The organism is Streptomyces sp. SAS_270 (assembly GCF_052543295.1).
In genome coordinates, this window is sequence record NZ_JBMNDS010000072.1 from 26,425 (window position 1) to 52,609 (window position 26,185).

The 26,185-nt window shown below is 69.1% G+C and carries 25 protein-coding genes and 2 pseudogenes; 14 read left to right on the top strand and 13 right to left on the bottom strand.

Features of this window, described 5'->3' with window-relative positions:
• The first annotated feature begins 25 nt into the window (after window positions 1-25).
• The 7 genes from ACN6LB_RS34845 to ACN6LB_RS34875 all read left to right on the top strand — a co-directional run bounded on the left by ACN6LB_RS34845 (window position 26) and on the right by ACN6LB_RS34875 (window position 6,143).
• On the top strand, window positions 26-799 hold the full coding sequence (locus tag ACN6LB_RS34845) for a HipA family kinase (RefSeq protein WP_445029330.1): 774 nt from the start codon (window positions 26-28) through the stop codon (window positions 797-799).
• On the top strand, window positions 796-1,179 hold the full coding sequence (locus ACN6LB_RS34850) for a DUF3037 domain-containing protein (protein WP_356138761.1): 384 nt from the start codon (window positions 796-798) through the stop codon (window positions 1,177-1,179). Before ACN6LB_RS34845 ends, ACN6LB_RS34850 begins: the two co-directional genes overlap by 4 nt.
• 148 nt (window positions 1,180-1,327) lie before the next feature.
• Complete coding sequence (gene fabG / locus ACN6LB_RS34855; RefSeq protein ID WP_356138759.1) at window positions 1,328-2,089, top strand: 3-oxoacyl-ACP reductase FabG; 762 nt, start codon at window positions 1,328-1,330, stop codon at window positions 2,087-2,089.
• A 17-nt stretch (window positions 2,090-2,106) separates the two neighbouring features.
• Entirely contained in the window at window positions 2,107-2,868 is a 762-nt protein-coding gene (locus tag ACN6LB_RS34860; protein WP_445029331.1) for an SDR family oxidoreductase, read from the top strand.
• 247 nt (window positions 2,869-3,115) lie between these two features.
• Entirely contained in the window at window positions 3,116-4,696 is a 1,581-nt protein-coding gene (locus ACN6LB_RS34865) for an ABC transporter substrate-binding protein (RefSeq protein ID WP_445029332.1), read from the top strand.
• Window positions 4,697-4,785: 89 nt separating this feature from the next.
• On the top strand, window positions 4,786-5,469 hold the full coding sequence (gene ung / locus ACN6LB_RS34870; RefSeq protein WP_445029333.1) for a uracil-DNA glycosylase: 684 nt from the start codon (window positions 4,786-4,788) through the stop codon (window positions 5,467-5,469).
• Between the two features lie 122 nt (window positions 5,470-5,591).
• A complete protein-coding gene (locus ACN6LB_RS34875; protein ID WP_445029351.1) occupies window positions 5,592-6,143 on the top strand; it encodes a hypothetical protein in 552 nt (183 codons plus the stop codon).
• Window positions 6,144-6,967: 824 nt separating this feature from the next.
• Here ACN6LB_RS34875 and ACN6LB_RS34880 read toward each other — a convergent pair.
• On the bottom strand, window positions 6,968-7,480 hold the full coding sequence (locus ACN6LB_RS34880; protein WP_445029334.1) for a DinB family protein: 513 nt from the start codon (window positions 7,478-7,480) through the stop codon (window positions 6,968-6,970).
• A 211-nt stretch (window positions 7,481-7,691) separates the two neighbouring features.
• Between ACN6LB_RS34880 and ACN6LB_RS34885 the strand changes: the two genes are divergently transcribed.
• A complete protein-coding gene (locus tag ACN6LB_RS34885; RefSeq protein WP_445029335.1) occupies window positions 7,692-8,603 on the top strand; it encodes a Gfo/Idh/MocA family protein in 912 nt (303 codons plus the stop codon).
• Here the strand turns inward: ACN6LB_RS34885 and lnt are convergent.
• Window positions 8,521-10,110: an apolipoprotein N-acyltransferase gene (gene lnt / locus ACN6LB_RS34890; RefSeq protein ID WP_445029336.1), complete on the bottom strand. Its 1,590-nt coding sequence runs from the start codon at window positions 10,108-10,110 to the stop codon at window positions 8,521-8,523. The genes ACN6LB_RS34885 and lnt overlap by 83 nt on opposite strands.
• An 86-nt stretch (window positions 10,111-10,196) precedes the next feature.
• A complete protein-coding gene (locus tag ACN6LB_RS34895; RefSeq protein ID WP_356138744.1) occupies window positions 10,197-10,682 on the bottom strand; it encodes a nuclear transport factor 2 family protein in 486 nt (161 codons plus the stop codon).
• A gap of 216 nt (window positions 10,683-10,898) precedes the next feature.
• Here ACN6LB_RS34895 and ACN6LB_RS34900 point away from each other — a divergent pair, with 216 nt between their 5' ends.
• The gene (locus ACN6LB_RS34900; protein WP_445029337.1) at window positions 10,899-11,999 is read left to right on the top strand and encodes a hypothetical protein; all 1,101 of its coding nucleotides are present in this window, start codon (window positions 10,899-10,901) and stop codon (window positions 11,997-11,999) included.
• 118 nt (window positions 12,000-12,117) lie between these two features.
• Here the strand turns inward: ACN6LB_RS34900 and ACN6LB_RS34905 are convergent, their stop codons facing one another.
• Window positions 12,118-12,297, bottom strand: a complete 180-nt coding sequence (locus ACN6LB_RS34905) for a hypothetical protein (protein WP_356138740.1) — start codon at window positions 12,295-12,297, stop codon at window positions 12,118-12,120.
• Window positions 12,298-12,720: 423 nt separating this feature from the next.
• Here ACN6LB_RS34905 and ACN6LB_RS34910 point away from each other — a divergent pair, with 423 nt between their 5' ends.
• Window positions 12,721-13,347, top strand: coding sequence for a carboxymuconolactone decarboxylase family protein (locus tag ACN6LB_RS34910; protein WP_445029338.1), 627 nt, complete (start codon window positions 12,721-12,723; stop codon window positions 13,345-13,347).
• Here ACN6LB_RS34910 and ACN6LB_RS34915 read toward each other — a convergent pair.
• Together ACN6LB_RS34915 and ACN6LB_RS34920 are read right to left on the bottom strand one after the other, a co-directional pair.
• Window positions 13,344-13,481, bottom strand: a pseudogene (locus ACN6LB_RS34915) (undecaprenyl-diphosphatase); the annotation flags it as partial. The gene ACN6LB_RS34910 and the pseudogene ACN6LB_RS34915 overlap by 4 nt on opposite strands.
• A gap of 566 nt (window positions 13,482-14,047) precedes the next feature.
• Window positions 14,048-14,626 (bottom strand): annotated as a pseudogene (locus ACN6LB_RS34920) (IS110 family transposase); the annotation flags it as partial.
• Between the two features lie 565 nt (window positions 14,627-15,191).
• Here ACN6LB_RS34920 and ACN6LB_RS34925 point away from each other — a divergent pair.
• Window positions 15,192-15,395: a hypothetical protein gene (locus ACN6LB_RS34925; RefSeq protein ID WP_445029339.1), complete on the top strand. Its 204-nt coding sequence runs from the start codon at window positions 15,192-15,194 to the stop codon at window positions 15,393-15,395.
• A 75-nt stretch (window positions 15,396-15,470) separates the two neighbouring features.
• On the opposite strand, the gene ACN6LB_RS34930 is transcribed toward ACN6LB_RS34925, so the two are convergent.
• A complete protein-coding gene (locus ACN6LB_RS34930; protein WP_445029340.1) occupies window positions 15,471-15,638 on the bottom strand; it encodes a hypothetical protein in 168 nt (55 codons plus the stop codon).
• Window positions 15,639-16,005: 367 nt separating this feature from the next.
• On the opposite strand from ACN6LB_RS34930, the gene ACN6LB_RS34935 reads away from it, so the two are divergent.
• Both ACN6LB_RS34935 and ACN6LB_RS34940 read left to right on the top strand, forming a co-directional pair.
• On the top strand, window positions 16,006-16,707 hold the full coding sequence (locus ACN6LB_RS34935) for a hypothetical protein (protein WP_445029341.1): 702 nt from the start codon (window positions 16,006-16,008) through the stop codon (window positions 16,705-16,707).
• A 216-nt stretch (window positions 16,708-16,923) separates the two neighbouring features.
• Entirely contained in the window at window positions 16,924-17,559 is a 636-nt protein-coding gene (locus tag ACN6LB_RS34940) for an ATP-dependent nuclease (protein ID WP_445029342.1), read from the top strand.
• Here ACN6LB_RS34940 and ACN6LB_RS34945 read toward each other — a convergent pair.
• The 3 genes from ACN6LB_RS34945 to ACN6LB_RS34955 form a co-directional block, all read right to left on the bottom strand.
• Window positions 17,510-18,187, bottom strand: a complete 678-nt coding sequence (locus ACN6LB_RS34945; protein WP_445029343.1) for a response regulator — start codon at window positions 18,185-18,187, stop codon at window positions 17,510-17,512. The genes ACN6LB_RS34940 and ACN6LB_RS34945 overlap by 50 nt on opposite strands.
• A gap of 23 nt (window positions 18,188-18,210) precedes the next feature.
• The gene (locus ACN6LB_RS34950) at window positions 18,211-19,392 is read right to left on the bottom strand and encodes a sensor histidine kinase (protein ID WP_445029344.1); all 1,182 of its coding nucleotides are present in this window, start codon (window positions 19,390-19,392) and stop codon (window positions 18,211-18,213) included.
• A 92-nt stretch (window positions 19,393-19,484) separates the two neighbouring features.
• A complete protein-coding gene (locus ACN6LB_RS34955) occupies window positions 19,485-21,677 on the bottom strand; it encodes an MMPL family transporter (protein WP_445029345.1) in 2,193 nt (730 codons plus the stop codon).
• A 195-nt stretch (window positions 21,678-21,872) separates the two neighbouring features.
• On the opposite strand from ACN6LB_RS34955, the gene ACN6LB_RS34960 reads away from it, so the two are divergent.
• On the top strand, window positions 21,873-22,385 hold the full coding sequence (locus ACN6LB_RS34960) for a hypothetical protein (RefSeq protein ID WP_445029346.1): 513 nt from the start codon (window positions 21,873-21,875) through the stop codon (window positions 22,383-22,385).
• Here the strand turns inward: ACN6LB_RS34960 and ACN6LB_RS34965 are convergent.
• The 3 genes from ACN6LB_RS34965 to ACN6LB_RS34975 all read right to left on the bottom strand — a co-directional run.
• Entirely contained in the window at window positions 22,340-23,653 is a 1,314-nt protein-coding gene (locus tag ACN6LB_RS34965) for an RICIN domain-containing protein (RefSeq protein WP_445029347.1), read from the bottom strand. The genes ACN6LB_RS34960 and ACN6LB_RS34965 overlap by 46 nt on opposite strands.
• A gap of 240 nt (window positions 23,654-23,893) precedes the next feature.
• Entirely contained in the window at window positions 23,894-25,825 is a 1,932-nt protein-coding gene (locus tag ACN6LB_RS34970) for a glycosyl hydrolase 53 family protein (protein WP_445029348.1), read from the bottom strand.
• Between the two features lie 90 nt (window positions 25,826-25,915).
• Window positions 25,916-26,185 (bottom strand): carbohydrate-binding protein (locus ACN6LB_RS34975; RefSeq protein WP_445029349.1); only part of this gene is annotated, 270 nt, incomplete at its 5' end.

A 26,185-nucleotide genomic window follows, 5' to 3' on the forward strand; every position in this document is an offset into this window, starting at 1 on the left:
CTGAAGAGACAGGTGGCCTAGGAAAGTGTTGAAAGAGGTCGTCGCGACCCGCTACATCACGCCCCTGCGTGAGGGCGGCTCGCTGCCGGGGCTCGTCGAGGCCGACGATCTCGGGACGTACGTCATGAAGTTCACCGGCGCTGGGCAGGGCCGCAAGACGCTCGTCGCGGAGGTCGTCTGCGGTGAGCTCGCCCGCAGGCTGGGCCTGCGCGTGCCCGGGCTGGTGACGATCGGCCTCGACCCGGTGCTGGGCCTCGGCGAACCCGACCAGGAGGTGCAGGAGCTGCTCAAGTCCAGCGGTGGCACCAACCTCGGCATGGACTTCCTCTCCCGCGCGCTCGGCTTCGACCCCCTCGCCTTCACGGTGAGCCCCGAGGAGGCCGGCCGGATCGTCTGGTTCGACGCACTGGTCAACAACGTCGACCGCTCCTGGCGCAACCCCAACCTGCTGATGTGGCGCGGCGACCTGTGGCTCATCGACCACGGCGCCACCATGATCTGGCACCACAACTGGCCCGGCGCACGGACCTCCGCCGCCAAGCCGTACGACGCCTCCGACCACGCGCTCGCGCCCTTCGCACCGGACGTCGCCGCGGCCGCGGCCGAGCTGGCACCGCTGGTCACGGAGGACCTGCTCGCCGAGGTGACCGCCCAGATCCCGGAGGAGTGGCTGGCGGACGAGCCCGGCTTCGAGTCGACCGACGCGCTCCGCCGCGCCTACGCGGAGCCGTTGCTCGCCCGGGCTGCCGACATCCACGCGCGCGTGAAGGTCGACGTACCGGTCAAGGGGGAGAAGTGAGCGAGCGGGACGTCTTCGAGTACGCGCTGCTGCGGGTGGTGCCGCGGGTCGAGCGCGGCGAGTACTTCAACGCGGGCGTGCTCGTGTACTGCCGCGCCCGGTCCTTCGTCATGGTCCGCACCCATCTGGACGAGACCAAGCTGCGGGCCCTCGACCCGGAGGCGGACGTCGCGGGCGTCCGGGCCGCACTCGGTGCCGTCGAGAGCGTCTGCGCCGGAGGCGAGGTAGCCGGACAGGCGGCGCGCGACGACGCCGGCCGGCGTTTCCGCTGGTTGATCGCGCCCCGGTCGACGGTCGTGCAGCCGGGGCCGGTGCACACCGGGCTCACCGCCGATCCACGGGCCGAGCTGGAGCGGCTGCTCGACCTGCTGGTCAGGTAATGGATCACACCGGCGCCGCAGGCCGTTGACACCGAGTGCCAGGGCTTCTAGCGTCACCTCCACTGAAGGTACTAAGCGGTCGCTCACCGGACGGGCGTACCGTGGGAGCCGTAGGCAGGGCTTTTCCCAAGGGCGAGGAGAACCAGCAATGTCCACCACTGAGCAGCGCGTCGCCGTAGTCACCGGCGCCGCGCGCGGCATCGGCGCCGCGACCGCCGTACGACTGGCAGCCGAGGGCCGCGCCGTCGCGGTGATCGACCTCGACGAGGCCGCGTGCAAGGACACCGTGGAGAAGATCACCGCGGCGGGCGGCAAGGCCCTCGCGGTGGGCTGCGACGTCTCCGACGAGGCCCAGGTCGAGGCCGCCGTCGCGCGCATCGCCGAGGAGCTCGGGGCGCCGACGATCCTGGTGAACAACGCGGGTGTGCTCCGCGACAACCTGCTGTTCAAGATGAGCGCGTCCGACTGGGACACGGTCATGAACGTGCACCTGCGCGGCGCCTTCCTGATGGCCAAGGCCATCCAGAAGCACATGGTCGACGCGAAGTTCGGCCGGATCGTGAACCTGTCGTCGTCCTCGGCGCTCGGCAACCGCGGCCAGGCCAACTACTCCACCGCGAAGGCGGGCCTGCAGGGCCTCACCAAGACCCTCGCGATCGAGCTCGGCAAGTTCGGCGTCACCGCCAACGCCGTCGCACCCGGCTTCATCGTCACCGACATGACAGCCGCCACCGCCGCCCGGGTCGGCATGGGCTTCGAGGAGTTCCAGGCCGCCGCGGCGACCCAGATCCCCGTGCAGCGCGTGGGCTTCCCCGACGACATCGCGAACGCCATCGCCTTCTTCACCGGCGACGACGCGGGCTTCGTCTCGGGCCAGGTGCTGTACGTGGCCGGCGGACCGCTCAACTAGGGCCGGGGGACACCGACATGACTGCACTTCCCGTACTCTCCGGCAAGGTCGCCCTCATCACGGGCGCCAGCCGCGGCATCGGCTACGGCGTCGCGGAGGCCCTGATCGCCCGCGGCGACCGCGTCTGCATCACCGGACGCAACGAGGACGCCCTCAAGGAGGCCGTCGAGGCGCTCGGCGCCGAGCGCGTCATCGGCATCGCGGGCAAGGCCCACGACGAGGCTCACCAAGCCGCCGCCGTCGAGCGCACCATGGAGGCCTTCGGCCGCGTCGACTACTTGGTCAACAACGCCGGCACGAACCCGGTGTTCGGCCCGATGGCCGACCTCGACCTGGGCGTGGCGCGCAAGGTCTACGAGACGAACGTGATCTCGGCGCTCGGCTTCGCCCAGCTGACCTGGAAGGCCTGGCAGAGCGAGAACGGCGGCGCGATCGTCAACATCGCCTCCGTGGCGGGCGTGGCCCCCTCGCCGTTCATCGGCGCGTACGGCATGAGCAAGGCCGCGATGATCAACCTGACCGTGCAGCTGGCGCACGAGTTCGCGCCGAAGGTGCGGGTCAACGCGATCGCCCCCGCCGTCGTGAAGACCAAGTTCGCGCAGGCCCTCTACGAGGGACGCGAGGAGGAGGCCGCCGCGGCCTACCCGCTCGGCCGGCTCGGCGTGCCCGCCGACATCGGCGGCGCCGCCGCATTCCTCACCTCGCAGCAGTCGGACTGGGTCACCGGCCAGACGCTCGTGGTCGACGGTGGCATCTTCCTCAACGCCGGGGTCGGCTGACCTCCGCGGGAACAGTGACGCCGAGGCCGCTGACCTCGGCGGGAACGTCGGTGCGGGCGCGCCGGACGAGAAGCGCGCCCGTGCCGATGTACAACAGGTGCTGCTCGACATACAACAACCGCACAGGTCTCTGACAACGTCGTCATATGCGCGCTGATCAAGTGCCCGCGTTGGGAAGGGGTTCACCCGGCGTGGCACTGCGGTATGGTCTGCCGACCCTTGGTATGGCAGATCGAGGAGCGAGCGCGTGTTCAACCGGAACCAATGTCTGCGGCAACTGGCGGCGATCACATCCATATCCCTGGTGGCCGGATGTGGTGTGCTCTCCTCGGGATCGTCCGACGACAAGGGACCGATCGTCGTGGGCACGACCAGTGCCCCCAGCACACTGGATCCGGCCGCCTCCTGGGACGGCTCCTGGGAGTTGTTCCGCAACATCTACCAGACGCTGCTGAGCTACCCCTCCGGTGCGACGACGCCCCAGCCCGACGCGGCCGAGAGCTGCAAGTTCACGGACACCGCGAACCGCACCTACCGCTGCATCCTGCGCTCGGACATGAAGTTCTCCGACGGTGACACGCTCGACGCGAGGGCCGTCAAGTACTCCATCGACCGCATCAGGAAGATCAACGTGAAGGGCGGTCCTGCGGGCCTGCTGGGAAGCCTCGACCGGGTCCAGGCACTGGGCGACCGCGAGCTCGTCTTCCACCTCAACAAGTCCGACGCGACCTTCCCGTTCGTCCTCGCGACGCCCGCCATGTCGATCGTCGACCCCGACGACTATCCCGCCGACTCCCTGCGCAAGGACGGCAAGGTCTTCGGGTCCGGGCCGTACAGCCTGAAGTCCTACGAGGACGGCAAGCAGGCCGAACTCGTCACCAACGACCACTACAAGGGCTTCGCCCAGCGCAGGAACGACGCGGTCACCATCCGCTACTTCCAGAGCTCGGCCCCGATGGTCAAGGCGCTCAAGGACAAGAAGATCGACGTCACCTACCGCGGTCTCGCCGCCTCGGACGTCGTCTCGCTCCAGGCGCACGCGTCGCAGGAGGGTCTCGAACTCGTCGAGAACGCGGGCATCGAGATCAGCTACCTGGTGTTCAACCCGAAGGACCCGTGGGCGAAGAAGCCCGCGGTCCGCAAGGCGATCGCGCAGATCATCGACCGGCCGGCCATCGCGCACAAGGTCTACAAGGACACCGTCGACCCGCTGTACTCCATGGTCCCGGCGGGACTGGCCGGGCACAGCACCGCCTACTTCGACGACTTCGGCGAACCCAGTTCCTCCAAGGCCCGCAAGCTCCTCCTGGAAGCCGGCATCACCGGCCACGTCCCCCTCACGCTCTGGTACACCACCGACCGGTACGGCTCCGAGACCCGCCCGGAGTTCGAGGAACTGAAGCAGCAGCTCGAGGACTCCGGCCTGTTCAAGGTCACCCTCAAGAGCCGCCCCTGGAAGACGTACGAAGCGGGGTACCGCAAGGGCGAGTACCAGGTGTTCGGACGCGGCTGGTTCCCCGACTTCCCGGATGCCGACAACTTCATCGCGCCCTTCGTGGGTGATCAGAACGCGCTCGGGACGCCCTACCCGGCCCCGCAGATCACCAACACCCTGCTGCCCGAGTCGCGGCGCCAGAGCGACCGGGGCGCCGTGGTCAAGGAGTTCCAGGAGGCCCAGCAGATCCTCGTCGACGACGCCCGGCTGCTGCCGCTGTGGCAGGGCAAGCAGTACGTCGCCGTGAGCGAGGAGATCGCCGGAGCCGAGCAGGCCCTCGACCCGTCGACGATCATGATGATGTGGGAGCTGGACCGCAAGACCAGCTGGTAGCCCCGGCAGCCCGGGGGTCGGATCCGATTGTCAGTGGTCGCCTGTAGGTTCTGTTGCCTGGAAGTGATCGCACAACGGAGGAAGTTGACGTGACCGACACCGCCATGCTGCCCGAGTCCTGGCAAGGCGTCCTGGGCGAGCAGCTGCAGCAGCCCTACTTCAAGGAACTCACCGAGTTCGTCGAGGAGGAGCGTGCGAAGGGTCCCGTCCACCCTCCGCGGGAAGAGGTCTTCGCCGCGCTCGACGCGACGCCGTACGAGCGGGTGAAGGTGCTGATCCTCGGTCAGGACCCCTATCACGGCGAGGGCCAGGGGCACGGCCTCTGCTTCTCCGTCCGGCCCGGCGTGAAGATCCCCCCGTCGCTGCGCAACATCTACAAGGAGATGAACGCGGAGCTGGGCACCCCCGTTCCCGACAACGGCTACCTGATGCCGTGGGCCCAGCAGGGAGTCCTGCTGCTCAACGCGGTGCTCACGGTGCGCGGCGGCGAGGCCAACTCGCACAAGGCCAAGGGCTGGGAGCGTTTCACGGACGCGGTGATCCGCGCGGTGGCCGACCGTCCCGACCCGGCGGTCTTCGTCCTGTGGGGCAACTACGCGCAGAAGAAGCTGCCGCTGATCGACGAGGAGCGGCACGTCGTGGTCAAGGGCGCGCACCCCTCGCCGCTGTCCGCGAAGAAGTTCTTCGGCTCGCGCCCCTTCACACAGATCAACGAGGCGATCGCGAAGCAGGGCCACGACCCCATCGACTGGACCGTCCCGAACCTGGGCTGACCGGCATGCCACCGGGCCGGGACCGTCACCGGCCTGGCCCAGTGGCGTACGGAGCCGCCTGAGCGTGATTGTCAGCGGCTGCCGTTAGCGTCTGAGGGACAGTGACGAGCCTGGAGGACGCGGTGGCGGAGCAACAGGAGCAGGCGGCACCGGACGCCATGATGACCCGGATCGGACAGGTCGTCATGTTGCACCACGGCGGCGACCGCGAGGAGGCTCGGGGCCGCTTCCTGGACCTGTGGGCGGAGATCGGGGAGGACGGAGACCCCCTGCACCGCTGCACGCTCGCCCACTACATGGCGGACACCCAGGACGACCCCTGCGACGAACTCGCCTGGGACCTGAGGGCGTTGTCGGCCGCCGACGAGCTCAGCGACGGGCGGGTCGCCGCGCATCACCGCTCCCTCGCGGTGCGCGCGTTCTACCCGTCGCTGCATCTGAATCTCGCCGCGGACTATGTGAAGCTCGGCCGTGGCGAGGCCGCCCGCAGCCATCTGCGCCGGGCCCGCGGAGCCGACGGCGCCCTCGGCGACGATCCCTACGGGGACGGCGTGCGAGCGGCGATCGGACGCCTGGAGCTGCAGCTCGCGGGAGACGGCATGTCGGCGGAGGAGTCACGGCCCTTCGACGGTCCCGGAGGGGAGACGCTCGGGCCGCCGCGACAGCGGCCGTAGCGTCGTCCGTCCTTGAAATCAGGTGTACGGGTCCGGCCCGTTCGTCAACGGCCGTACGTTTGCCTGCAGATGACCGCCTGCGGGCTGTCCGCCTTCCAGCCGCCGTACTTTCGGCCGAGGGCACACACATCCTGCTGGTTCATCGGTACGCCCTTGGGCACGGCCGGGGTGACGGTGCGCGGCGCGGGACGGTGCGGCTCCCGCCGCTCCTTCGGCTGGGGGAGGGTGTGCCGACGACGTGGAGTGGTCCCCGATGCCTCTTCGGGAGCGGGGCCGGCCGACGGTCGCGTCGCCCGCGCGTCCGGTGACGGCTTCCTGGACGGCCCGATGAGCTCCAGTGCCTCCCGGGCCGGTGCCTGCACGATCTGCGGCTCTGTTCTCTGCGGCCCTGCCTTACCGTCAGGGCGGGGCGCCGACGGCCGCGACGGCGCGGCCGCCGGGCCGGGGACGGGCGGTCGCTGGACGGTCACACAGCCGGAGAGGGCCGTGACAGCCACGGTGACCAGGAGCGTTGCGGTGGTCCTCGTTCGATGCACCCGCGCAACTCTGCTGGGTCCGGACCGCTTTGGGGGAGCGGACAAGCGGAGGATGCCCCGCACGGGTGATCCTTCCGCTCCTCCGGTGGGCGTCGGCGCGTCCGGTGTGACGCCGGAGGGGCCCTGGGGGGTGTTTTGAAAGTCCTGTGCGGTGCCCGCGGTGTTCGGTGCGTGCCCTCGGCGTGCCGGACGAAGGCCCTCGTACTGGACGTACTTGGGGCTTCGGCCGGTGCGGCGAGGGTGCGTGCCGGGCGCCGTGGGTGCTGTGCGGGACTTTTAAAACACCCCCTAGTCGCCGGTGGCGCCGTCGATGCGCTCCCGGATCAGGTCGGCGTGACCGTTGTGACGCGCGTACTCCTCGATCATGTGGGTGTAGATCCAGCGCAGGTTGAAGGGGGTGCCGGTGGACTTGCTCGTGCCCTTGGAGAAGTCGTCCAGGGCGAACCGCGCCGCGTTGTGCCGGGCGATCTCTATCTCGCCCTGCCAGGTCGCGTGCGCCTCGTCCCAGGTGTCCGCCTCGGTGAGGTGGAACTCGCCGTCCGGGTCCTCGTCACTGAAATAGATCGGCCCGGGGTCGTCGTCCACGAGGACCTTGCGGAACCAGCCTCGCTCCACCTCGGCCATGTGCCGTACGAGACCGAGCAGGGACAACTCGGAGGGCGGCACGGATGCGGTTCTGAGCTGGGCGTCGTCCAGGCCCGCGCACTTCGTCGCGAGGATCCCGCGGTGGTAGTCGAGCCAGCCCTCCAGCATGGTGCGCTCGTCGGCGTCTGTGGAGGGTTCTGTGCGGTCGATGGTCATGGCCACATCTTTGCGGATCGCCGGGGGAGCGGGCGCGGTGTTTTCTGTCGGGCGGGTTCCACGGACCCCGCGCTCTTCCTGCGCGGCTTCGACGACATCGCCGACTGGGGGTCGCCCCGGTCGCCGTATGCTTCCGGGGAGGCCGAGAACCAGGCCCGCACCCGGTAGCCGGGGCCCTGAAATCCGGCGAGCATCCCCTGAGGAGACCCCTGTGAAGGTCGGCTGCATCGGACTCGGCGACATCGCGCAGAAGGCCTACCTGCCGGTCTTCGGCGTGCAGCCCGGGGTGGAGCTGCACCTCCAGACGCGTACGCCGGGGACACTCGCCCGGGTCGCCGACACGCTCCACCTCCCGGACGCGCAGCGCCACACCGACCTCGACCGGCTGCTCGCCCAGGGCCTCGACGCGGCGTTCGTGCACGCGCCGACCGCCGTGCACCCCGAGATCGTGACGCGGCTCCTGGAAGCGGGCGTACCGACGTACGTCGACAAGCCGCTCGCGTACGAACTCGCCGACTCCGAGCGCCTGGTGCGGCTCGCGGAGGAGCGCAACGTCAGTCTCGCCGTCGGCTTCAACCGACGCTACGCACCCGCGTACGCGCAGTGCGCCGACCACCCGCGTGAGCTGATCCTGATGCAGAAGAACCGCATCGGGCTCCCCGAGGAGACCCGCTCGATGATCCTCGACGACTTCATCCACGTCGTGGACACGCTGCGGTTCCTGGCGCCGGGCCCGGTCGACGACGTGACTGTGCGGGCCCGGGTCGAGGACGGGCTGCTGCACCATGTCGTCCTGCAGCTCGCCGGCGACGGCTTCACCGCGCTCGGTGTGATGAACCGGCTCAGCGGCTCCGCGGAGGAGATCCTTGAGGTCTCCGGGCAGGACACCAAGCGCCAGGTGCTCAATCTCGCCGAGGTCGTCGACCACAAGGGGCAGCCGACCGTACGGCGGCGCGGGGACTGGGTGCCGGTGGCCCGGCAGCGCGGCATCGAGCAGGTGGTGCTCGCCTTCCTCGACGCCGTCCGCGCGGGCAAGGTGCTCAGCGCCCGGGACGCGCTGGCGACTCACGAACTGTGCGAGCGGGTGGTACGGACGATCCAGGAGCGGTCCGCCGCAGCCTGAGGGCGCGGGCGCCCTCCGTGGCGCACAGGGCGGCCAGCACCAGCAGCGCCGCGTGCACCGGCCAGTCGCCGAACCGGACGTACGGCGTGACGCCCCGCGCCAGCGGCACGTCGTACACCGCCGAGGTGCTCGCGCCCGTGCCGAGCCAGGAGCCGATCCGCTCGCCGCTGGGACCGTAGACGGCGGAGACGCCGGTCAGTGTCGCGTGCACCATCGAGCGGCCGGTCTCGGCGGCCCGCAGCGCCGCCAGTGACGCGTGCTGCTCGGGAGCCCAGCTCTGCTGGAACGAGGACGTCGACGACTGCGCGAGGAGCACCTCGGCGCCGTCCTCGGCCAGATGCCGGCTCATGTCGGGGAACGCCGACTCGAAGCACACCATCGGGCCCACCCGCAGCCCGTGCCCGACGTCCATCACCACTTGCTCGCTACCGCGCCTGCGGTCCTCGCCCGCCGCCTTGCCGACCGAGGTTGCCCAGCCCAGCAGGGAACGCGCGGGGATGTACTCGCCGAAGGGGACCAGCCGCATCTTGTCGTAGCGGTCGCCGGTCGGGCCCTGAGGTCCCACCAGGACCGAACTCTTGTAGATGCCGGGCCGGTCGGAGCGTCGGGCGTCCACGTTCACGAGAATGTCGGCGTCCAGTTCACGAGAGAGTTTGGAAATCCTACTCGCTAGGTCGGGGCGGTCGGCGAGGTCGACGCCGATGCTGCTCTCGCCCCACACGATCAGGTCCACGTCCTGGCCGGCCAGCGCACGGGTGAGCTGCTCCTCACGCGCGAACCGCTTGTCACCGCTGTCGATGCCGTCGACGACACCGGGTTGCACGACGGCGATCCGCACCCTGCCGTCCGCCTCGGGGCGCGGCGCCCACACCCAGGCCGCCGACGTCGCGGCGGCCGTGGCGACCAGCCCGGCGACGGCGGGAATGGCCACGGCGGGGATACGGGACTCCCGCACCGACACGAGTACGGCGAGCGCGACGTTGACCGCGACCACCAGGAAGCTGAGCAGCCACACCCCGCCGACCGAGGCCAGCCGCAGCGCGGGCTCCACCTGCCACTGGCTGGACCCGAGCAGACCCCATGGCCCGCCCAACCCCTGCCAGGACCGGACGAGTTCGACCATCAGCCAGCCCGAGGGCACGACCACGAGCGCGGCGGTGACCTGCCCGCCCGACGGCACGCCTGCGAGGAACCGGCGCACGAGCCAGCCCCACGGAGCCCACAGCGCGCCGAGCAGCGCCGCGATCAGCACCGTGAAGACATGCAGGCTCGGCAGCAGCCAGTGGTGCACGGCCAGCATGAACCCGAGTCCGCCGAGCCATCCGTCGTACGCGGCTCGTTTGCCCGTGGGCGCCGAGCGGACGAGCAGGATCCACGGGACCAGGGCGACGTACGCGAACCACCACAAGGACGGGGCAGGAAAGGCGAATACGGGCAGGGCTCCGGCCAGTGCGGCGAGCGTTCCGCGCCGCCACGGGGAGGCGAGCCAACTGCTTGGCATCTTCATACGGCGCCTCCCTACCCCATGGGTGCCTTCAGTGTGCGCGTCGGAGACGATCTCCGACAGGGGGCCTGCTGCAGGAGGGTGCGAGTTCAGGAAGGGGCGGGCTCCGGGCGGTGCTGCGGGGCGAGGCGCCACTTCTCCTCGACGACCACGGCGCGCAACCGCCAGCCGTCGTCCGTGCGCAGCAGCCCGAACGTGTAGCGGCCGCCGCACACGAAGTCGGGTGTGGTGGACCCCCCATCGTGCCCCGCGAACCGCATCGGATTGACGTAGTCGGCCCGGACGCGGGCCGTGTCACCGGTGTCCTGGTCCAGAATCCCGAACCGCACGCGCCGGTTCACGATCAGATGCTGGCGCATGGGAAACAACTGCATGCTCTGGGCGAGCCACCCCGAAACGTCTGTGGCGTCTCCTTCGATGCCGCCGGCCGAGCGGTAGTCCGCACGCCCGTCCGGCGTAAACAGCCCTCGGTAGGCCTCCCAGTCACCGTCGTCCACCGCCACCGCGTACTCGGTGACGAGTTCGTCGACGGCAAGCCGGTCCATCACCGTCGCAAGCTCCACACGCTGCGTCATCGGCACAGTGTTGGCCACGGAACGTGCCACGCCAAGGGGGTGTGCAGTGATATTCGGCAGCCCCGGCCGCTTCCCGCGCCACACGCTGACACCGGCGAACGATCAATCCCCCACCGGTTTCCCATCGGTCCCTCAGCCGACCGGGCATGTTTGATGTCAGTGGCCTCTTCTACGCTGCCGGTCATGAGCAGATGGATGCGGAACACTCACTTGCTGGTGGAACAGGCCGTCCTGTACCGCGACCTCGCCGGGCGCGGTGATCTGCAGGAGCTGTCCCGCGCCGTCATGCGGGCCGCCTGCAACAACGGTTCCATGACGGGCGTAGGGGTCGAGAACATGGAGGTGTTGCGGGGGCTGCCCGACGATGACCGGCTGGAGCTCGCGGGTATCTGGGCGCGTTGGTACGCCCATGTGGAGAACGAGGGGACGGCCGAGGAATTCAGGCGGGACGTCGACTACCTCCATACCGAACTGCTCACGGTCGCTTCCGGAGTTGCCTCCGGCCTGGATGGGGACCTGCTTGCTGCCGAACGTCAGGAACGGCTGTTCAGGTTGAGCGACCAGTACGTCATCTGGTCGTCCCACCGGATCTGGGAACTGGCCGATGCGGAACTCGCAGCCGGGCGTACTCCCGATCCCGCGATCCTGGCCGCCTTCCGGCGGACAAACGCTGCGGCGACCCTGCCAGGTGTCCGGCGCACCCATGCGGCCGCGAACGGCACGGAACCCGGAATGCGGAATCTGCTGGCCAAGTTCCCTGGTCCGGTGCTCAATCCCGGGGAGCCGTGGGCCGACCAGGCGCTCAAGGAAGTGACCGCTGGGGGAGAGCCGTGGCAGCGGTTGCTGGCCCATGCCGCCCCGGTGACCGCCACCGCACCGTCGGCGAAGTGGAGACAGACCGCACTGGCTCTGCTGGATGCCGCCGGCCCAGAGGCGGTACGGCGAGCTGTGCTGGAGTGGTTCGAGCTGGCCTGCCTGGATCGGACGATCCCGCTTGTCGGCCATCCGCACCTCGCGTTCGATGTGAACGCGCGCTTCGACCCCTACAATGCCCATGTTCTGCGTGGGCTTGCCTGGATGCTCTCTTTCCTTCCGCCTCAACCGGACACCGTCCTCGCCCTCGTCGGCCTCGTCGAGACCTCCTTGGACCATCGGTCAGGAGACGCTCCCCGCTCTCCCGAAGTGGCCGAGGCGGGCATCGTTGCCCTGGCTCGGATCGGGGACCGGGCGGCACGGACGGAGCTGGAGAGCCTGAGCAGGTGGGTCACGCACGAGGGAACGTTGCGGCGCATAGACAAAGCGCTCGCCGCTCACTGATCAGGCCGCAGCTTCCTCGCCAGGCCCTGTTCGGGTCGCCGGGGGCGGTGTGTCCTCACGCCCTCAAGGCCTGGACTCCTCAGGCGCCGTGCAGTGGTGCGCGCCGGAGCCTTCCGTCTCAGGCCGCCTCGACGACCTCACCGCGGATCGCCGCGGCCCATTCCACGACCAGCAGTTCGTACTCCGCGCGCTCCTGAGCCGACAAGGAGCCGCTGGTGCGTATCCACAGCGCGCGGATCTGCTCGTTTAACGCGGCGGAGGAACGCACGGAACCAGGGGAGATGGAATCGGGGGACATGCCGACAAGCCTAGGGGCAAGGACTGACACTGCGCTACCAGTCGGCTACTCATGACGTATGTGGTTGGTCACGGCCGGCGGGTGCCGGGTCGGTCAACTTGGCTGGATCAGCGAGGACTTGGACGGGCTGTTCGGGCGGAATCGCGAGCACTTGACGCAGTGCCTCACTCCCGGTCCGCCCAGGCGTGGGACCACGTCAGCAGCGGTCCCGGAAGCCGATCGGGGCCCGCCGCGGGTACAGGCGTCCCGGAGGGCGACGCAGCCGGGACGGGCGTCGTGGACAAGTGCGTACCTCTCCGCGGAAGTTGTTCAGGCCGACCGAAGTCGTCCAAGCCGTACCCTTGCGCTTCGATTTCAGAAGCGCAAGGGTACGGTCATGGAGCCGATGAAGCCGATGAAGTCAACGAAGCCGGTAACGCGGCCATGAACCAGCGCATTGACGGCGTCGCGCCGCCCTACGAGCCGGAGACCGACCGCGCGCTGCACCGCTGGATGCCACCGGGCGTCACCCGCGAACCCCTGATGCTGTTCAAGGTCCTCGAACGCCACCCCGAACTCGCCTCGCGCATGCGGGCACTCGGTGCGGGACTCCTGGTCCACGGGCGGCTCGGCGATGCCGACCGGGAACTCGTGATCGCCCGCGTCACCGCACTCTGCGGCTGCGCCTACGAGTGGGGCGTGCACATCGCGACGTACGCCGAACCGGCCGGACTCACCCCGGAACAGGTCGCTCTCACCGCGACCGGCGGCCCCGAGGACCCGGCCTGGTCCCCTCGGCAGACCGCCCTGCTACGCGCCGTGGACGAACTCCACGCCACGTCGCACCTGAGCGACTCGGCGTGGCACGGCCTGCGTGCTCATCTCGACGAGCGCGAGGCCCTGGAACTGCTGGTCCTCGCCGGGTGGTACCGCACCATCGCATACGTCGCGAACGGGGTGCGGGTCGAGCAGGAACCCTGGGCGGCCCCCTTTCCGGAGGCCCTGGACGGGTCTGACTCTCCGGACGGGAAGGGGCTGCCAGGCGGCCTGGGGGCCCCGGACGGGCGTTAGCCCGCCGACTCCGCGGCGTGCGGGCTCAGCGCGCCCGTCACCACCAGCGCGATGATCACGATGCCGAGGGCGATCCGGTACCAGACGAACGGCATGAAACTCTTGTGCGAGATGAACTTCATGAACGAACTTATGTCGACGTGTCCCGAGCCGCCGCGACCTGCTGTTTTCCACCACTCTTCAAGATCGAATGGTAGAGCAGTGGGAGATGGCACTTTCCAGTGCTCTCCCTCGCTGGCCACGAAGCCCAGCCACCTGGTTTGCACTTGTGTACGGCATTGGCGCGTGTGGGGCCGTTCGCCAGCTTGCGCGCGAGGCGAGTCGCTTCCAGACCCAGGTCGTCGTTCGGGACGACGCGGTTGACGGCGCCGAACAGTCCGCGCCCCGAACTGGACTTCCGCGGTCGGTGACCGGATCCGAAATCACCTGTGCCGTGAAGCCGCAGGTCAGGGGTCTGGTGTGCGTGGGGTTCTGGATGCTCGGGCTGGTCACGGGCGGATGACTTCCGTCAAGATCGTCTGGCCGTGCGGCTGGGGGTGTTCTCGAGTTCTGCTGCGCTCGCCGCGATGCCGCTCCTACGATCCGTCACCGGGCCGGCACGCGGAGAGGGAGTGGATCCCTACGAAGAACCTGTCGGCCAACCGCAACTTCCGGAGCCCTGGATCGCGGGCCTGTTCGCGTCACTCGGCAGGCCCGGGTTGCCGGTGCCCGGGACCACGACGGTCTTCTCGTCGAACGCCTCGAAGACGTCGTCGATCAGTCGCTTCGCCATGCGCGGGGCCTTGGGCCGGATTACCTCAACCAGCCTGCGGCGTCCGGCTTTTCGCAGCGCGGCCGGGGATCCGTAGCGTTCCAGCAGCCAGGTGAGGGCCTGGTGGTCCAGACGGGGGCCCAGGACCCGTTCCAGGGACGGGTGGAACTGGGTGAGCAGGCCGCGGATCCGGTTGCTGGTGCGGGTGGCCTCGGCGGCCAGGTCCTGGTCGAAGCCGACGAGGACGGTGAGCTCGGCGGTGATCTCGTCGGTCAGTTCCAGCGAGCGCAGGTTGTGGGGCATGGTGCGGGCGGCGTCCGCGATGATGAAGGCGTCCCTGGCGTCGGTTTTGGCCTCGCCGGGGTAGAGGTCGGCGCTCCGCCGCATCGTTAATCCGGGCAGGTAGGCGACCTGGCAGCCCACGTTGCGGGCGACGGCCAAGGGCAGGGCGCCGATTGAGGCGGGCTGGTCGACGATCACCAGTACGGTGCCGTGCTTGGCCTTCAGCTTGTCGAAGAGCTCGCGGAGGACCTCAACGAACTTCCAGCCGGTGCGTCCCAACAGTTCCTCGGGGGCTTCCGTGTCGAACGGCCACGCCTGTCTGTTGTCACGCATTGCCCGCATGAATCCCCGTGCCGCAGGGTCGCAAGGCCCGCTGCAGGTACTTCATGGGCGACCGTCACCAAGGTCCCAGGAACCGCTTCACTATGTTGTCCGAGGCCTGAATTCATCGACTGCCAGGGCTCGGGGTCGTACTGCCGACCGGTCTCCTATCCCGTGAGGAAGAGGGCGTGCGTTCCTGAATGCCACTCCCGGACTCGTGGGCCCGCAGCACGAGGCGGCCCGCCTGATCGTCTGGCAGCACAAGCGTTGGGCGCGTGGCCGGTTCGAGTCTCTGGCCGCCGCAGCGGGACTGTCGCGGAGCTGCTGATGCCCGCCGCAGACATCCGGGGCGCCTTCGCCGGCCGGGTGGACCTGCCAAAGCTGATGGAGTTGAAGCGGATCTGGCGGGTGTCGATGAGCGCACTACTCGGCGCAAGATCGTGTCCGGACGAACCAGCAGCAGGAGCCGCCGCAACCCCTGCCTCGGCAGATGGTGGAGCAGGCCGGCAAGGATCACGCGGTCAGTATCGGTGAACGCGGGCTTGCCGCCCTGGCGTTGCAGGACCGGCAACTGGTGCCGCAGCGCGAGAATCTCAACTTCCTTCTCGCGATCGCTCATCGGCAGCAGGCGCAGGAGCGCGAAGGTGTTCGTGACTGCGAGGTAGGTCAGACGCAGCAGCACGAGAGGTCATGATGCCGCCCGTGCTCTGCCCGGGTGAAGACCGGGGGACCAGCGGTCTGCACGTTCCAAGATCGATGATCAAGACCGTCACCTGGGCGGATGATTTATCGGCACCTGCAAGTCCGGGTGGCCCCAACGGGTTTCGAATCTCCAGCCGTTGGAGGTGATGCTCTTCACCTTGACGGGGAAGGCGATCTTGACGCCGACGATCTTCACCCAGAGGTCCACTTTCTGGCCGACGTGGCTGAGCTTCACCGGTATATCGACGGCGACGGGCAGCTCGTTAAGGAGACACTGCCCGGCGGCACCACCCTCACCGTCGACTACGACGCGAGCGGCAGTGAGACCGAGCCGATCCCGACGCCCCGAAAATCACCGACAAGTCGCAGGACATGCTCCACAGATGGGTGACAGGTACACCCAGACCGCGCGCTCACAGCTGGGTCCCGTGCCATTCGCTGCTGGCAGTGAATGGCACGACCTGACAGGACGGGCAACCTTTACTCTGCCGCCGCAAGGCGAGGGGGAGTCCCCAAAGGCACCGCCTGCGCGGCTCCGACAATGGAAACGCCCGTCCCCAACGGCCCGCGCACAGCAGCCTTCCCGACAACCGAGGCGCCACATGAACTTCCCAACCGCAGCGATCCTGGCCACCGCGACGAGCGCCCTGGCCCTGACTGGCTGTGCCAGCGGTAAAGACCCCGACGTGGTTGAGCAGGCCACGGGCGGCCCCGCAAAGACGACAAGCTCGCCTGCCGCCAAGCCGTCCGGTCAGCTCGTCGCCAGCGGCTTCGGCCAGCAGGACGAGTACGTGTGGGTTACTTCCCTCGTCCGCAACACCTCCGCACATGTCGGTCAGACCGTCACCGTACAGTTCAACGTCCTCGACGCGAACAACAAGATCATCGGTAGTGAAAGCCAGGTTGAAAACTTCAGCCGGCCTGACCAGTTGCTCGTCGTCGGGACCCAGGTCGACGTCAAGCCGAATGAGAAGGCTGCGAAGGTCAAGGCCACGCTCCTCGTCGATGACGAGGGAACCTTCTCCACCAAGCCGTTCCCCAAGATCCCGACCAGCGCCGTCCACGTCAGCAAGGGCGAGTACGGCGATACGACCGGCACCTTCGAGGTCAGCAACCCGACCACGACGCCGCTGAAAGACGCACGCGTCGGGATCATCTGCTACGACGCGAAGCACAACGTCACCGGAGGATCCTCCGAATACCCCGACCTCGTACCCCCGTCCGGCAAGATCCGCGTCGAGTCCACCCTCAACACGCTCGGCACTCCCGCAACATGTGACGCCTACGCGGGACTCGGAATCTGACCAGGCCACCCTGCCGGACCTCTCCCTTGGGCCCTCGGAGACGCCCGCCCGTGATCGCGAGAACGCCCTCGCGCGTCAGCGAGCGCGTTTTCCTCTTTTTTGGGGTGTACATGACTCTCGTATGCTTACGCCACGAGCCGCAATGGGTGGGGCACTTGAGGCGGCTGTCGTCGCCTGTGCTGTGCAGGGGTGCGGGCTTGTCCGGGGGAAGCTTCGGTGTACCTGGCGCATGTGCGGGCCGAGAATTTTCGGATCTTCGGCTCGGCGCCGCAGCGGCGGGGAGACGAAGACGAGTCGCTGCGGACCGACTTCGGCCCGGGCATCAGCGTGCTGGTGGGGGAGAACGACAGCGGGAAGACCGCGATCGTCGACGCGATCCGGCTGTGCCTGCTGACGACGGCGGCTGACTTCTACCGCATCACCAAGGACGATTTCCACGCGGGAGGCAACGGACGGGCACACACGTTCTCCATCACGTGCGCGTTCCGGGGTCTCACTGTGCAGGAGCAGGGAACGTTCCTGGAGTTGGTCACCACCGAGGAAAGTGGGGAGACGGCGCTCTACGTCACCCTGAAGGCGCAGTTGATGGATCCGCTGCGGCCGAGCCGAGTGTCGGTCACCACGCGGACCGGTTTCGACGGCAAGAGGCCTGCGCTCGACGGCGCGGCCCGGGAACTGCTCAAGGCCACCTATCTCAGACCCCTCCGCGACGCCGAGGCCGAGCGGCGGGCGGGTGGTCGGCGGCGGACCGGCCCGCGTGCGCGCGGTGCCGGCAGGCCGTCGGCCGTGCCCGGCCCGCACCTCAGCCCCGGCGTTCTCCCGCGCGCACCAAGCCGGTCTCGTACGCGATGACGACCAGCTGAGCCCGGTCGCGGGCGCCGAGCTTGGCCATGGCCCGGTTGGCGTGGGTCTTGACGGTGACCGGGGTGACGAAGAGGCGTTCGGCGATCTCGTCGTTGGCCAGACCGGAGCCCACCAGGGTCAGCACTTCCTGTTCCCGGGGAGTCAGAGTAGCCAGCCTGCGGGGGTCGACGAGGTCGCCGGGGGCAGGGTGGGCCAGGACGCGGGCGATGAGGCCCCTGGTGGCTGCGGGAGAGAGCAACGCCTCGCCGGCGGCCACGAGCCGGACGGCGTCGAGAAGCTGCCCCGGTTCGACCCCCTTGCCCAGGAAGCCGCTCGCGCCGGCCCGGAGGGCCTCTACGACGAGGTCGTCCTCCTCGAAGGTGGTCAGGACGAGGACCTTGACCCCGGCCAGGTCCTCGTCCTGGGCGATCAGCCGGGTGGCCTCGATGCCGTCCAGCTCGGGCATCCGGATGTCCATGACCACGACGTCGGCACGCTCGGACCGGGCCAGCCGTACCGCCTCCCGCCCGTTGGAGGCCTCCCCGACGACCTCCATGTCCGGCTGTGCGTCGATGAGGAGCCGGAACGTGCCCCGGAGCAGGGCCTGGTCGTCGGCGAGCAGGACGCGAATGGCCATGGGCGATCTTTTCTCACGTGGGGTCAGACAGTGGCGGGGGCGAGCGAGAGCGGCAGGTCGGCGACGACCTGGAAGCCCCCCTCGGGCCGCGGCCCAGCGGTCACGGTACCGCCGATCGCGGTGGCCCGTTCGCGCATCCCGATCAGCCCGTGGCCGGTTCCCGCGCCCTTGGGCGCGCCCGGCCGCCCGTCGTCGGTGACGGTGATCCGGAGCGAGTGCACCCCGTAGTCCAGCACCACCGCGACCCGGGCCGCGGGGGCGTGTTTGTGCGTGTTGGTGAGCGCTTCCTGGATGATCCGGTAGGCGGTCAGCTCGGTCGCGGGTGCCACGGGCGACGGATCGCCGGCGCGGGCCACCGACACGGGTATCCCGCTCGCCCGGAACCCGCTGACCAGGGCGTCGAGATCGGCCAGGGTCGCGATGGGGGCACGCGACCCGGGCGCGTCGTCGGGCTGACGCAGCAGACCGACGGTGGCTCGCAGTTCGTCGAGCGCGGCGCGGCTGTTGTCCTTGATGTGGGCCAGTGCCGCGTAGGCCTGTTCCGGGTTGGCGCGCATGAGATGGTGGGCCACCCCCGCCTGGGCGTTGACCAGGGTGATGTGGTGGGCGACCACGTCGTGCAGGTCGCGCGCGATCCGCACGCGTTCCTCCGTGACCCGGCGCCGGGCTTCTTCCTCCCGTGTGCGTTCGGCGTGTTCCACGCTTTCCCTGGCCGCCGCGAGGTTCTGGCGGCGGTTGAGGACGGTGCGGCCGAGCGCGGTGGCCGCGATCGCGAGGTCGAACCGCAGCAGGCCGGGACCCCCCACCACGGACTGCGCGTGGGTCGCGGCGTAGACACCGGTGATCGCCACGGCCGCCAAGGAGCCGACGATCCACGCGGTGCGCCGGCTGCCGAGGAGGGCGAGGGTGTACAGGGCGACGAGACTCGCCCCCGGTGTCGGCGAGATGTGCCAGGCGAGGGCCATCAGTGTGAGGTCGCCGGCCAGGGTGAAGAGGGCGACGCCCAGGGGCCAGCGACTCCGGAAGGCCAGGGGCACGCACGACAGCGCCGTCCACACCACCTCGTCCCACCGCGGCTCGTGCCAGTGGGACGGGCCGACGGCGGTCGCCGCCACGGCGATCACGATCAGCGGAACGGCGGGCAGCGCGTCTCTGATCCGGTCATGACGAGCCAGCCACTGTCGCCACACCATGGGCAGTTCCATTCCCTCACTGTAAGGAGCGCGGGCCGGCGGAACCCGGGGTCACCCCGTTTCCGCCGGCCCGCGCGCGGGAAGCCGGTCCGTCGTGCCGACCGTCAGTTGGCCAGGTCGGCGGTCGTCCGTTCCGGCACCGCGTGCGGCTGCCCCGGCTGGTCGGCAGGGCCTTCCACGGACACGTCGGGCAGTGCCCTGTCCAGACTGCGGGGCAGCCACCAGTTCGCCTTCCCGCACAGGTGCATGAGGGCGGGAACGACGACCATGCGGATCAACAGGGCGTCCGCGGCGACCGCCACCGCGAGGCTCACGCCGAACTCGGAGATCACCCGCATGCCGCCGAAGACGAAGGAGCCGAAGACACAGACCATGATGGTCGCGGCCACGGCGATGACCTTGCCGGTCTCGGCCTGCCCGACCCGGACCGCGCGGTGGCTGTCACCGGTGTGGGACCACTCCTCGCGCATCCGGCTGACGAGGAAGACCTGGTAGTCCATGGACAGGCCGAACATGATGCCGACGACCAGGATCGGCACGAACGACTCGATCGGTCCGCCGGCGCCGAGTCCGAGCAGTCCGGCGCCGAAGCCGTACTGGAAGACGACCACGATCGCGCCGAACGCCACGCCGATGCTGAGGATGTTGAGCACGGCGCCGACGGCGGGGATGAGCAGGCTGCGGAAGGCGACGGTCAGCAGGAGGAAGCCGAGCGCGGCGATCACCAGCACGAAGACGGGCAGCTTGCCCATCAGGACCGACGCGAAGTCGTCGTTGCTCGCGGTGACACCGCCCACGTACACCTTCATCGACGTGCCCTGCTCGGCTTGCGGGATCACGTCGTCACGCAGGTGGTGGATCAGGTCGGAGGTGGCTTCGGACTGCGGGGAGGTCGTCGGGACGACGGAGACCACTCCGACGGTCTGCCCCTCCTTCATGGGCGCGGGGTTGGCACTGGCGACACCGTCGACCTTTCCGAGAGCGGTGACCAACTTCGCCTCGGCTGCCTTGTCTGCGGCGGTGGGTGCCTGGACGGCCAGGACGAGCGGGCCGTTGAAGCCGGGGCCGAAGCCGTCGGCGATCATGTCGTATGCCTGACGGTTCGTCGAGGACGTGGGCAGGTTGCCGTCGTCGGACGCGCCGAGGCGCAGGGAGAGCGTCGGGAACGCGAGCGCCGTCAACACGGCCAGAGCGACGAGACCCAGGGTCTTGGGCCTGGCCTGCACCCGCTCGGCCCACCGGCCCCACACCCCGGCGCGGCCCGAGGAACGCGGCCGCGTCCAGTCGGCCGTCTCACGGCGCTCCTTGCGGCTGAGAACGCGCGGACCGATCAGGCCGAGCAGCGCCGGCAGCAGGGTGATGGCGGCCAGGACGGTGAGCACCACGGTGACGGCGGCGCCGATGGCCATGCCGTTGATGATGCCGACGTTCAGGGTGAGCATGCCGAGCAGCGCGACGACGACGGTGAGTCCGGCGAAGACCACGGCGCGGCCGGAGGTGTTGAGGGACTTGGAGACCGACTCCGCGATGCTCATGCCGGCCATTAGGTTGGCGCGGTGGCGGTTGACGATGAACAGGGCGTAGTCGATGCCCACGCCCAGGCCGATCAGCGAGCCGAGGGTCAGCGTGGTGTCGGAGAGCGTGATGAGGTGGCTGAGCAGGATCACCGTGACCGCGGAGGTGCCGACGCCGATGACGGCCGTGATGATGGGCAGCGCCGCCACCCAGACCGCCCGGAAGACGAACAGCAGCACGACGAAGGCGAGGACGATGCCCATGGCGTCGGCGGCCGCGTTCGGCTCCGGGTTGACGGTGAACGCCTGCCCGTTGAGGGCGATGTGCAGGCTCCCCGTGTCCGGTTCGGTGGCGAGTTCCTTCACGTGGTCGATCTGGGCGTCCGAGACGTCCTGGTCGAACGCAACCGTCGCGTAGGCGGTCCTGCCGTCCTTGCTGATCTGTCCCTTACCGACGGGTGTGTAAGGGCTGGTCACCGCGGCGACGCCCGGCGCGTCGGCGATGCTGTTGAGCCTGCCGGTCATCGCCTTCTCGACGGCCGGCTCGGTGACCTCGCCGCCGTCCAGCTGCCAGACCACCCGGCCGCTCTTGCCCGCGGCACTGTCGGAGGCCTGCTGCAGCAGGGCCGTGGCCTTGGCCGAGTCGGTGTCCTGCGAGGTCGGGCTGTTGCCGAAGGCGCTGCCGGCGGCGCCGACTCCGGCTCCCAGGGCGAGCAACAGGCCCACCCAGACCAGGACGACGGCGAGCCGGTGCCTATGACACCAGCGGGCGAGAGGGGACATCGACGTGCCTTTCCAGAAAATGCCATGCGGCCGAGCCTGTGATCACGGTCCACCCTCACGCTCGCAGCTCCCCGGCCTCTCGTCATTGGCCGTTCGCAGACACTTGGGCCTACTGCGATCGCAGCAGACGCGGCCTTCGGCGCTCCCGTCGGCCCGAGGACCGTCGTGCGCGTGATCCCTTCATGTGACGCGCGGATGCAGATTCGGTGGCGTACGGAGCCTGAGCGGCACGCCGGACTCATCGAGACCTTCACCGAAGCCTCGGGCGCCTACCCGTCATCCGCCTCGAAGAGCAGACACAGCAGGTCATTGAGGGGTTCGAAGTCGGCTCTCGGCGGCATCGTCCGTGACGTCGGGATCGACTTGCTCACCACGGGCCAGAAGGTCGACCGGGACACCCAGAACACGCCCACGAGACGTATCCTCGCCACTGTCGCGGCGCAGCAGGACACCACGGGACTCGACTTCATCGTGTACGCCGGCGACGGCACGACGGTCGTCTGGCCACTCACCGGGTCCCTCGACCCGGCGACGCGCGTCGTCACCCTCGCGAGCGGAAACGTCGCCGAGGTGCTCGCCCCCGCGACACCGGGATCAAGCTGCGCCTCGACAGCAGGACACCGCCCGCCCTGTTGCCCGAGCGGTGCCCCGACACGTTCCGGTCAGACGTGGCGGCGGGTGAAGCGCTGGTTGGGGTTGCCGCTGTAGGTGTACTGGGCGATGCGGGCGCCGTCGGCGGTCGAGTACTCCCAGACATCCATCGCCAGGCCGGACTCCCGGTTGACGAGGCTGATCACGCCACCACCGTGATCGACCACGCGCCACTGCTGGCTGGTGGCGCTGGTGCCGGCCTGCTGGACGATGTCCGCGCCGGTCGCGGTGCCCGTGGGTTGGAGGAACAGGCGACTGTGCAGTGCCTTGACGCGGACGTGGCCGTCGCCGGCGTCCACGAACTCGAATTGCTGGGTGGGGCGACTGGTGGTGGTCCGCTGGACGAGTAGTGCGCCGGCGGCGGTGGAGGCCCCGTTGATCTCGGCGGCCTTGCCGCTGTGCTGGGCCAGCAGGGTGTAGAGGCCCGGGCCGCCGGGGGAGTCGCCCAGCTGCGCTTCCCACCGGGTGTTCGACCCGGACGCGTCAGCCGGGAGGCGGTCCCGTGCGGCGGTGTCGCCGTACATGGTCCAGCGGGCCCAGTCGACGACGGTCCTCGGGAAGCGCTGGTCGCTCCAGAAGCTGGTGTGGCTGCCGCCGACGAAGGTGAGGAACGCCTTGGGCCAGGTCATCTCCGAGTACGCCTGCCGGGCCGAGGAGTACGACGTGGTCGAGTCCCGGTCACCGTGGACGAACAGGACCTTGACCGAGACCGAGGCGGCGGGGTTTCCCATGTCCACGCAGGACTGCGGGTTGGCGGAGATGATCCGGCTGTCGGGCCAGGAGGTCAGCAGACCGTGGGTGACCATGCCGCCCAGGGAGTGCCCCGAGACGCCGATGCCGATGCCGGTGTTGATGTGCCCGGCCAGCGGTCCGCTCGCGTTGAGCGCGAGAGTGTTGGTGAGGATCTGCGAGACGTCCTTGGAGGTGTTGCCGTTGTTGACGTCGGTGAAGTTGTGATTGAAGTGCGGGGCGGGGACGACGAAGCCCGCCGAGGCCAGGGCCCGGATGATGAACAAGGAGTTCTGCGGGCTGCTTCCGTAGCCGTGGGTGAAGTTGTAGACGGGGAAGACCCCACCTGCGACCGGAGCGTCCGTCACCGGGCTGCCGCCGGCGCTGCCGGTGGCCGGGTAGTAGACGTAGGTGGTGCACGGGCGGCTGCCGCGGGTCCAGTTGTACCGGCGCACGCCGACCGCGAACGGCGTGGTCGGTGCGGTGTCCAGTGGCCCGGCGGTGGCCGGTGCCTGTCCTACTCCTAGCAGGGACAGGCCCACGCCCGTCGCTCCGGCCGCGCTCATGCTGAGGAAGGTCCGTCGTCGCAGGGTCATGGTGACTCCTTGGGTGCGGGGATGGGGGAGGGTTTGGTGTTCGGTTGGTCCCGTTGCCGGGTGCGTCCCGTCGGCGACAGAGGCCAACGGGTCGACGGGGCGCACGGCGCGACAGCGGGTGTGGGTGGTGCTGCCACCCGCGAGGGGTGGCAGGAGCGGCGTGCGGTTGGTCGGGCGCACCGGATGTCGGGGTGAGGGTGGCCGTTCCCGGTCGAACACGGCCTGGTTCTCCCGGGCAGGCTATGAGGTGGTCACGTCGTGTTCGCCGTGGCTGGGCATGACGTCGATGACCGCCGTGACCGGTCCTGTGCCGGTCGTCCCGGTGACGGTCACCTCGCTCGGCCTGTCGGTAGCGCCAGGTGGCAACGGCTGCCAGCGGACGGGGACAGTGGTGATCTTGTTGTTGGCTGTGGTGAGCATGCGGATGGAGGAGGGCAGCTTCGGGGCGGCCCCCACCACGGTGCTGGTGTAGACGGTGTCCTGGAGGATGTGCTTGGCGCGGCTGGCGTTGAAGACGTTGATGGACGCGTGCGGCTCCCACGTGTTCGCCAGTCCGGGCACGGCCCGGAACATCGGCTGGTAGCCGGCCGGCTCCCACACCAGTGCCCCTGAACCTCGGTTGTCGACCACGTCGTTGGCGGCCTCGAACACCCTCCGGATCGCGTCCGCCTGCCCCTGAACGGTTCGCGGGTACGGCGAGTTGGGCAACGGCGAGCCGTCGCCGCCCGAAGCGGGGTAGGCGGTTTCGGCGATGTCGATTTCGTAGCCGGGGTAGGCGGTGGCCATGGTGTTCAGGTTGAGATCCAGCGCCTCGGGCGTACCGTGCCATTCCGGGTAGTACGAGATGGCCAGCACATCGGGGTTCTGGCCCTTTGCCTTCACCCGGGTGAGGAACTGGTGCCAGAACTCCATGGTTTTGGCGAGCTTGTCCTTGTCGACGATCACGTGTATCTCGACCTTGGACGTCGGTGACGCGTCGCGGACGGCCTTGATCCCGGCCGCAGCCAGAGTGGTGAACCGGTCCCACGACTGGTCGTAGAGCTGCCGCTCCACCGGGTCGGTCGACCGCCAGTACTTCCACAGCAGGCCCCCGCCGGGCTTGGACTGGTAGATGTCGGCCTGGTCGACGAAATACGGCGGATTCGTCGTGCCGATGTCTGCCGCCTCACTGCCGTACATGAAGCCATTGATGATCTCGTTGCCGACCGCAACCTTCTCCGGCGTGGTGCCCTGCCGGATCAACCGCTTCAGATAGTCGGCGGTGAAGCCGTACACGGCCTTGGACAGGTCCGCGAACTCCAGCTCGGCCCAGGCGCGTGGCTTTGGTTGCTTGCTCGGGTCCGCCCAGGAGTCCGCGTAGTGGAAGTCGATCCCCAGGCCTATGCCCCGCTGCTTGATCTGCTTGGCTGAGACCAGTGAGCGCTCCGGGCCCTGGCGCGGTATCGGCGTCGGTTGACCGGTGCTCTCGCTGCGCGGCTCGTTGAATACCCGCAGCCGGCTGTACTCGATGCCACGGTCCTTGGCCACGTCGAGCAGGTGTGGCCCGGCGCCGCGGTCTTCGGCCAGGGGGTCGACCCAGTACTGCTGGTCCTGGACGTCGTCCATCCAGGACAGATCGGCGCCGAGGGTGAGGTCGTCCCGCAGGTAGTTGAAGACCTGGAGCTCGCTGACACCTGCCCGGGCCCGGCCCGGCCCACCTGTGAAGGTCAGCCGGACGAAGCGCGTTGCCGGCCGGGTGAACAGGTGCACTTCCCCTCGCGACACGGCTCGGTTGTGGGACCTGTCGGCGATGGTCCTCCACCGGCGACCGTCGGATGAGGCCTCGACGACGTACCGGTGGGCCACGCCACGGTCCGGGAACAGCACCTTGACCTTGCGCAGGTTGTCGTAGGTTCCACCGAGGTCGACGGTGAGCCACTGACGGGCGCCGGCACTACCGGGTTGCCAGGACGTCGTCGGGTCGCCGTCGATCGCCAGACGGGCGCTGGACGAGCCGGAGGCGGCCATCGCCGAGGCCCAGGGCTTGGCAGCGATATTGCTCTCTATCGGCTTGATGTCCGCGGTTCCGAAGGTCGCGTGGGCCTGCTCGGGCACCATGAGTAGATTCGCGGACACCATGGTGACCAACGTCGCCGTGACCGCGATGGCGCGGGGCAGACGCGTTCTGCTCATGTCCTTCTCCTGACGATGTCACGTACGGGCGGCATGGGCTGTTCCCTACGCTCTGCCGGTCGCAGAGACCGGCAGAGCGCGGGATGTCAGTCAGCCGACATCGAGGTAGTCGACGTTCGGCAGTCCGGCTGCCGTGGTCGGATCCAGCCGGATGGTGTTGCTGCCGGCGTTCAGCGGGACCGTCACGGTCTTGGTCGTCCACGTCGTCCACGCACCGGTGGACTCGAACGAGAGCGCCCCTGCCGTGGCTCCGTTGACGACAAGGTTCGCGGGCCTCGCACCGGTGGTGGCGCCATTGGCGAACCGGACCCCCAGCGTCGCCGTACGGGCGGTCGCGGAGTTCACGGTGAACTCCGCGAA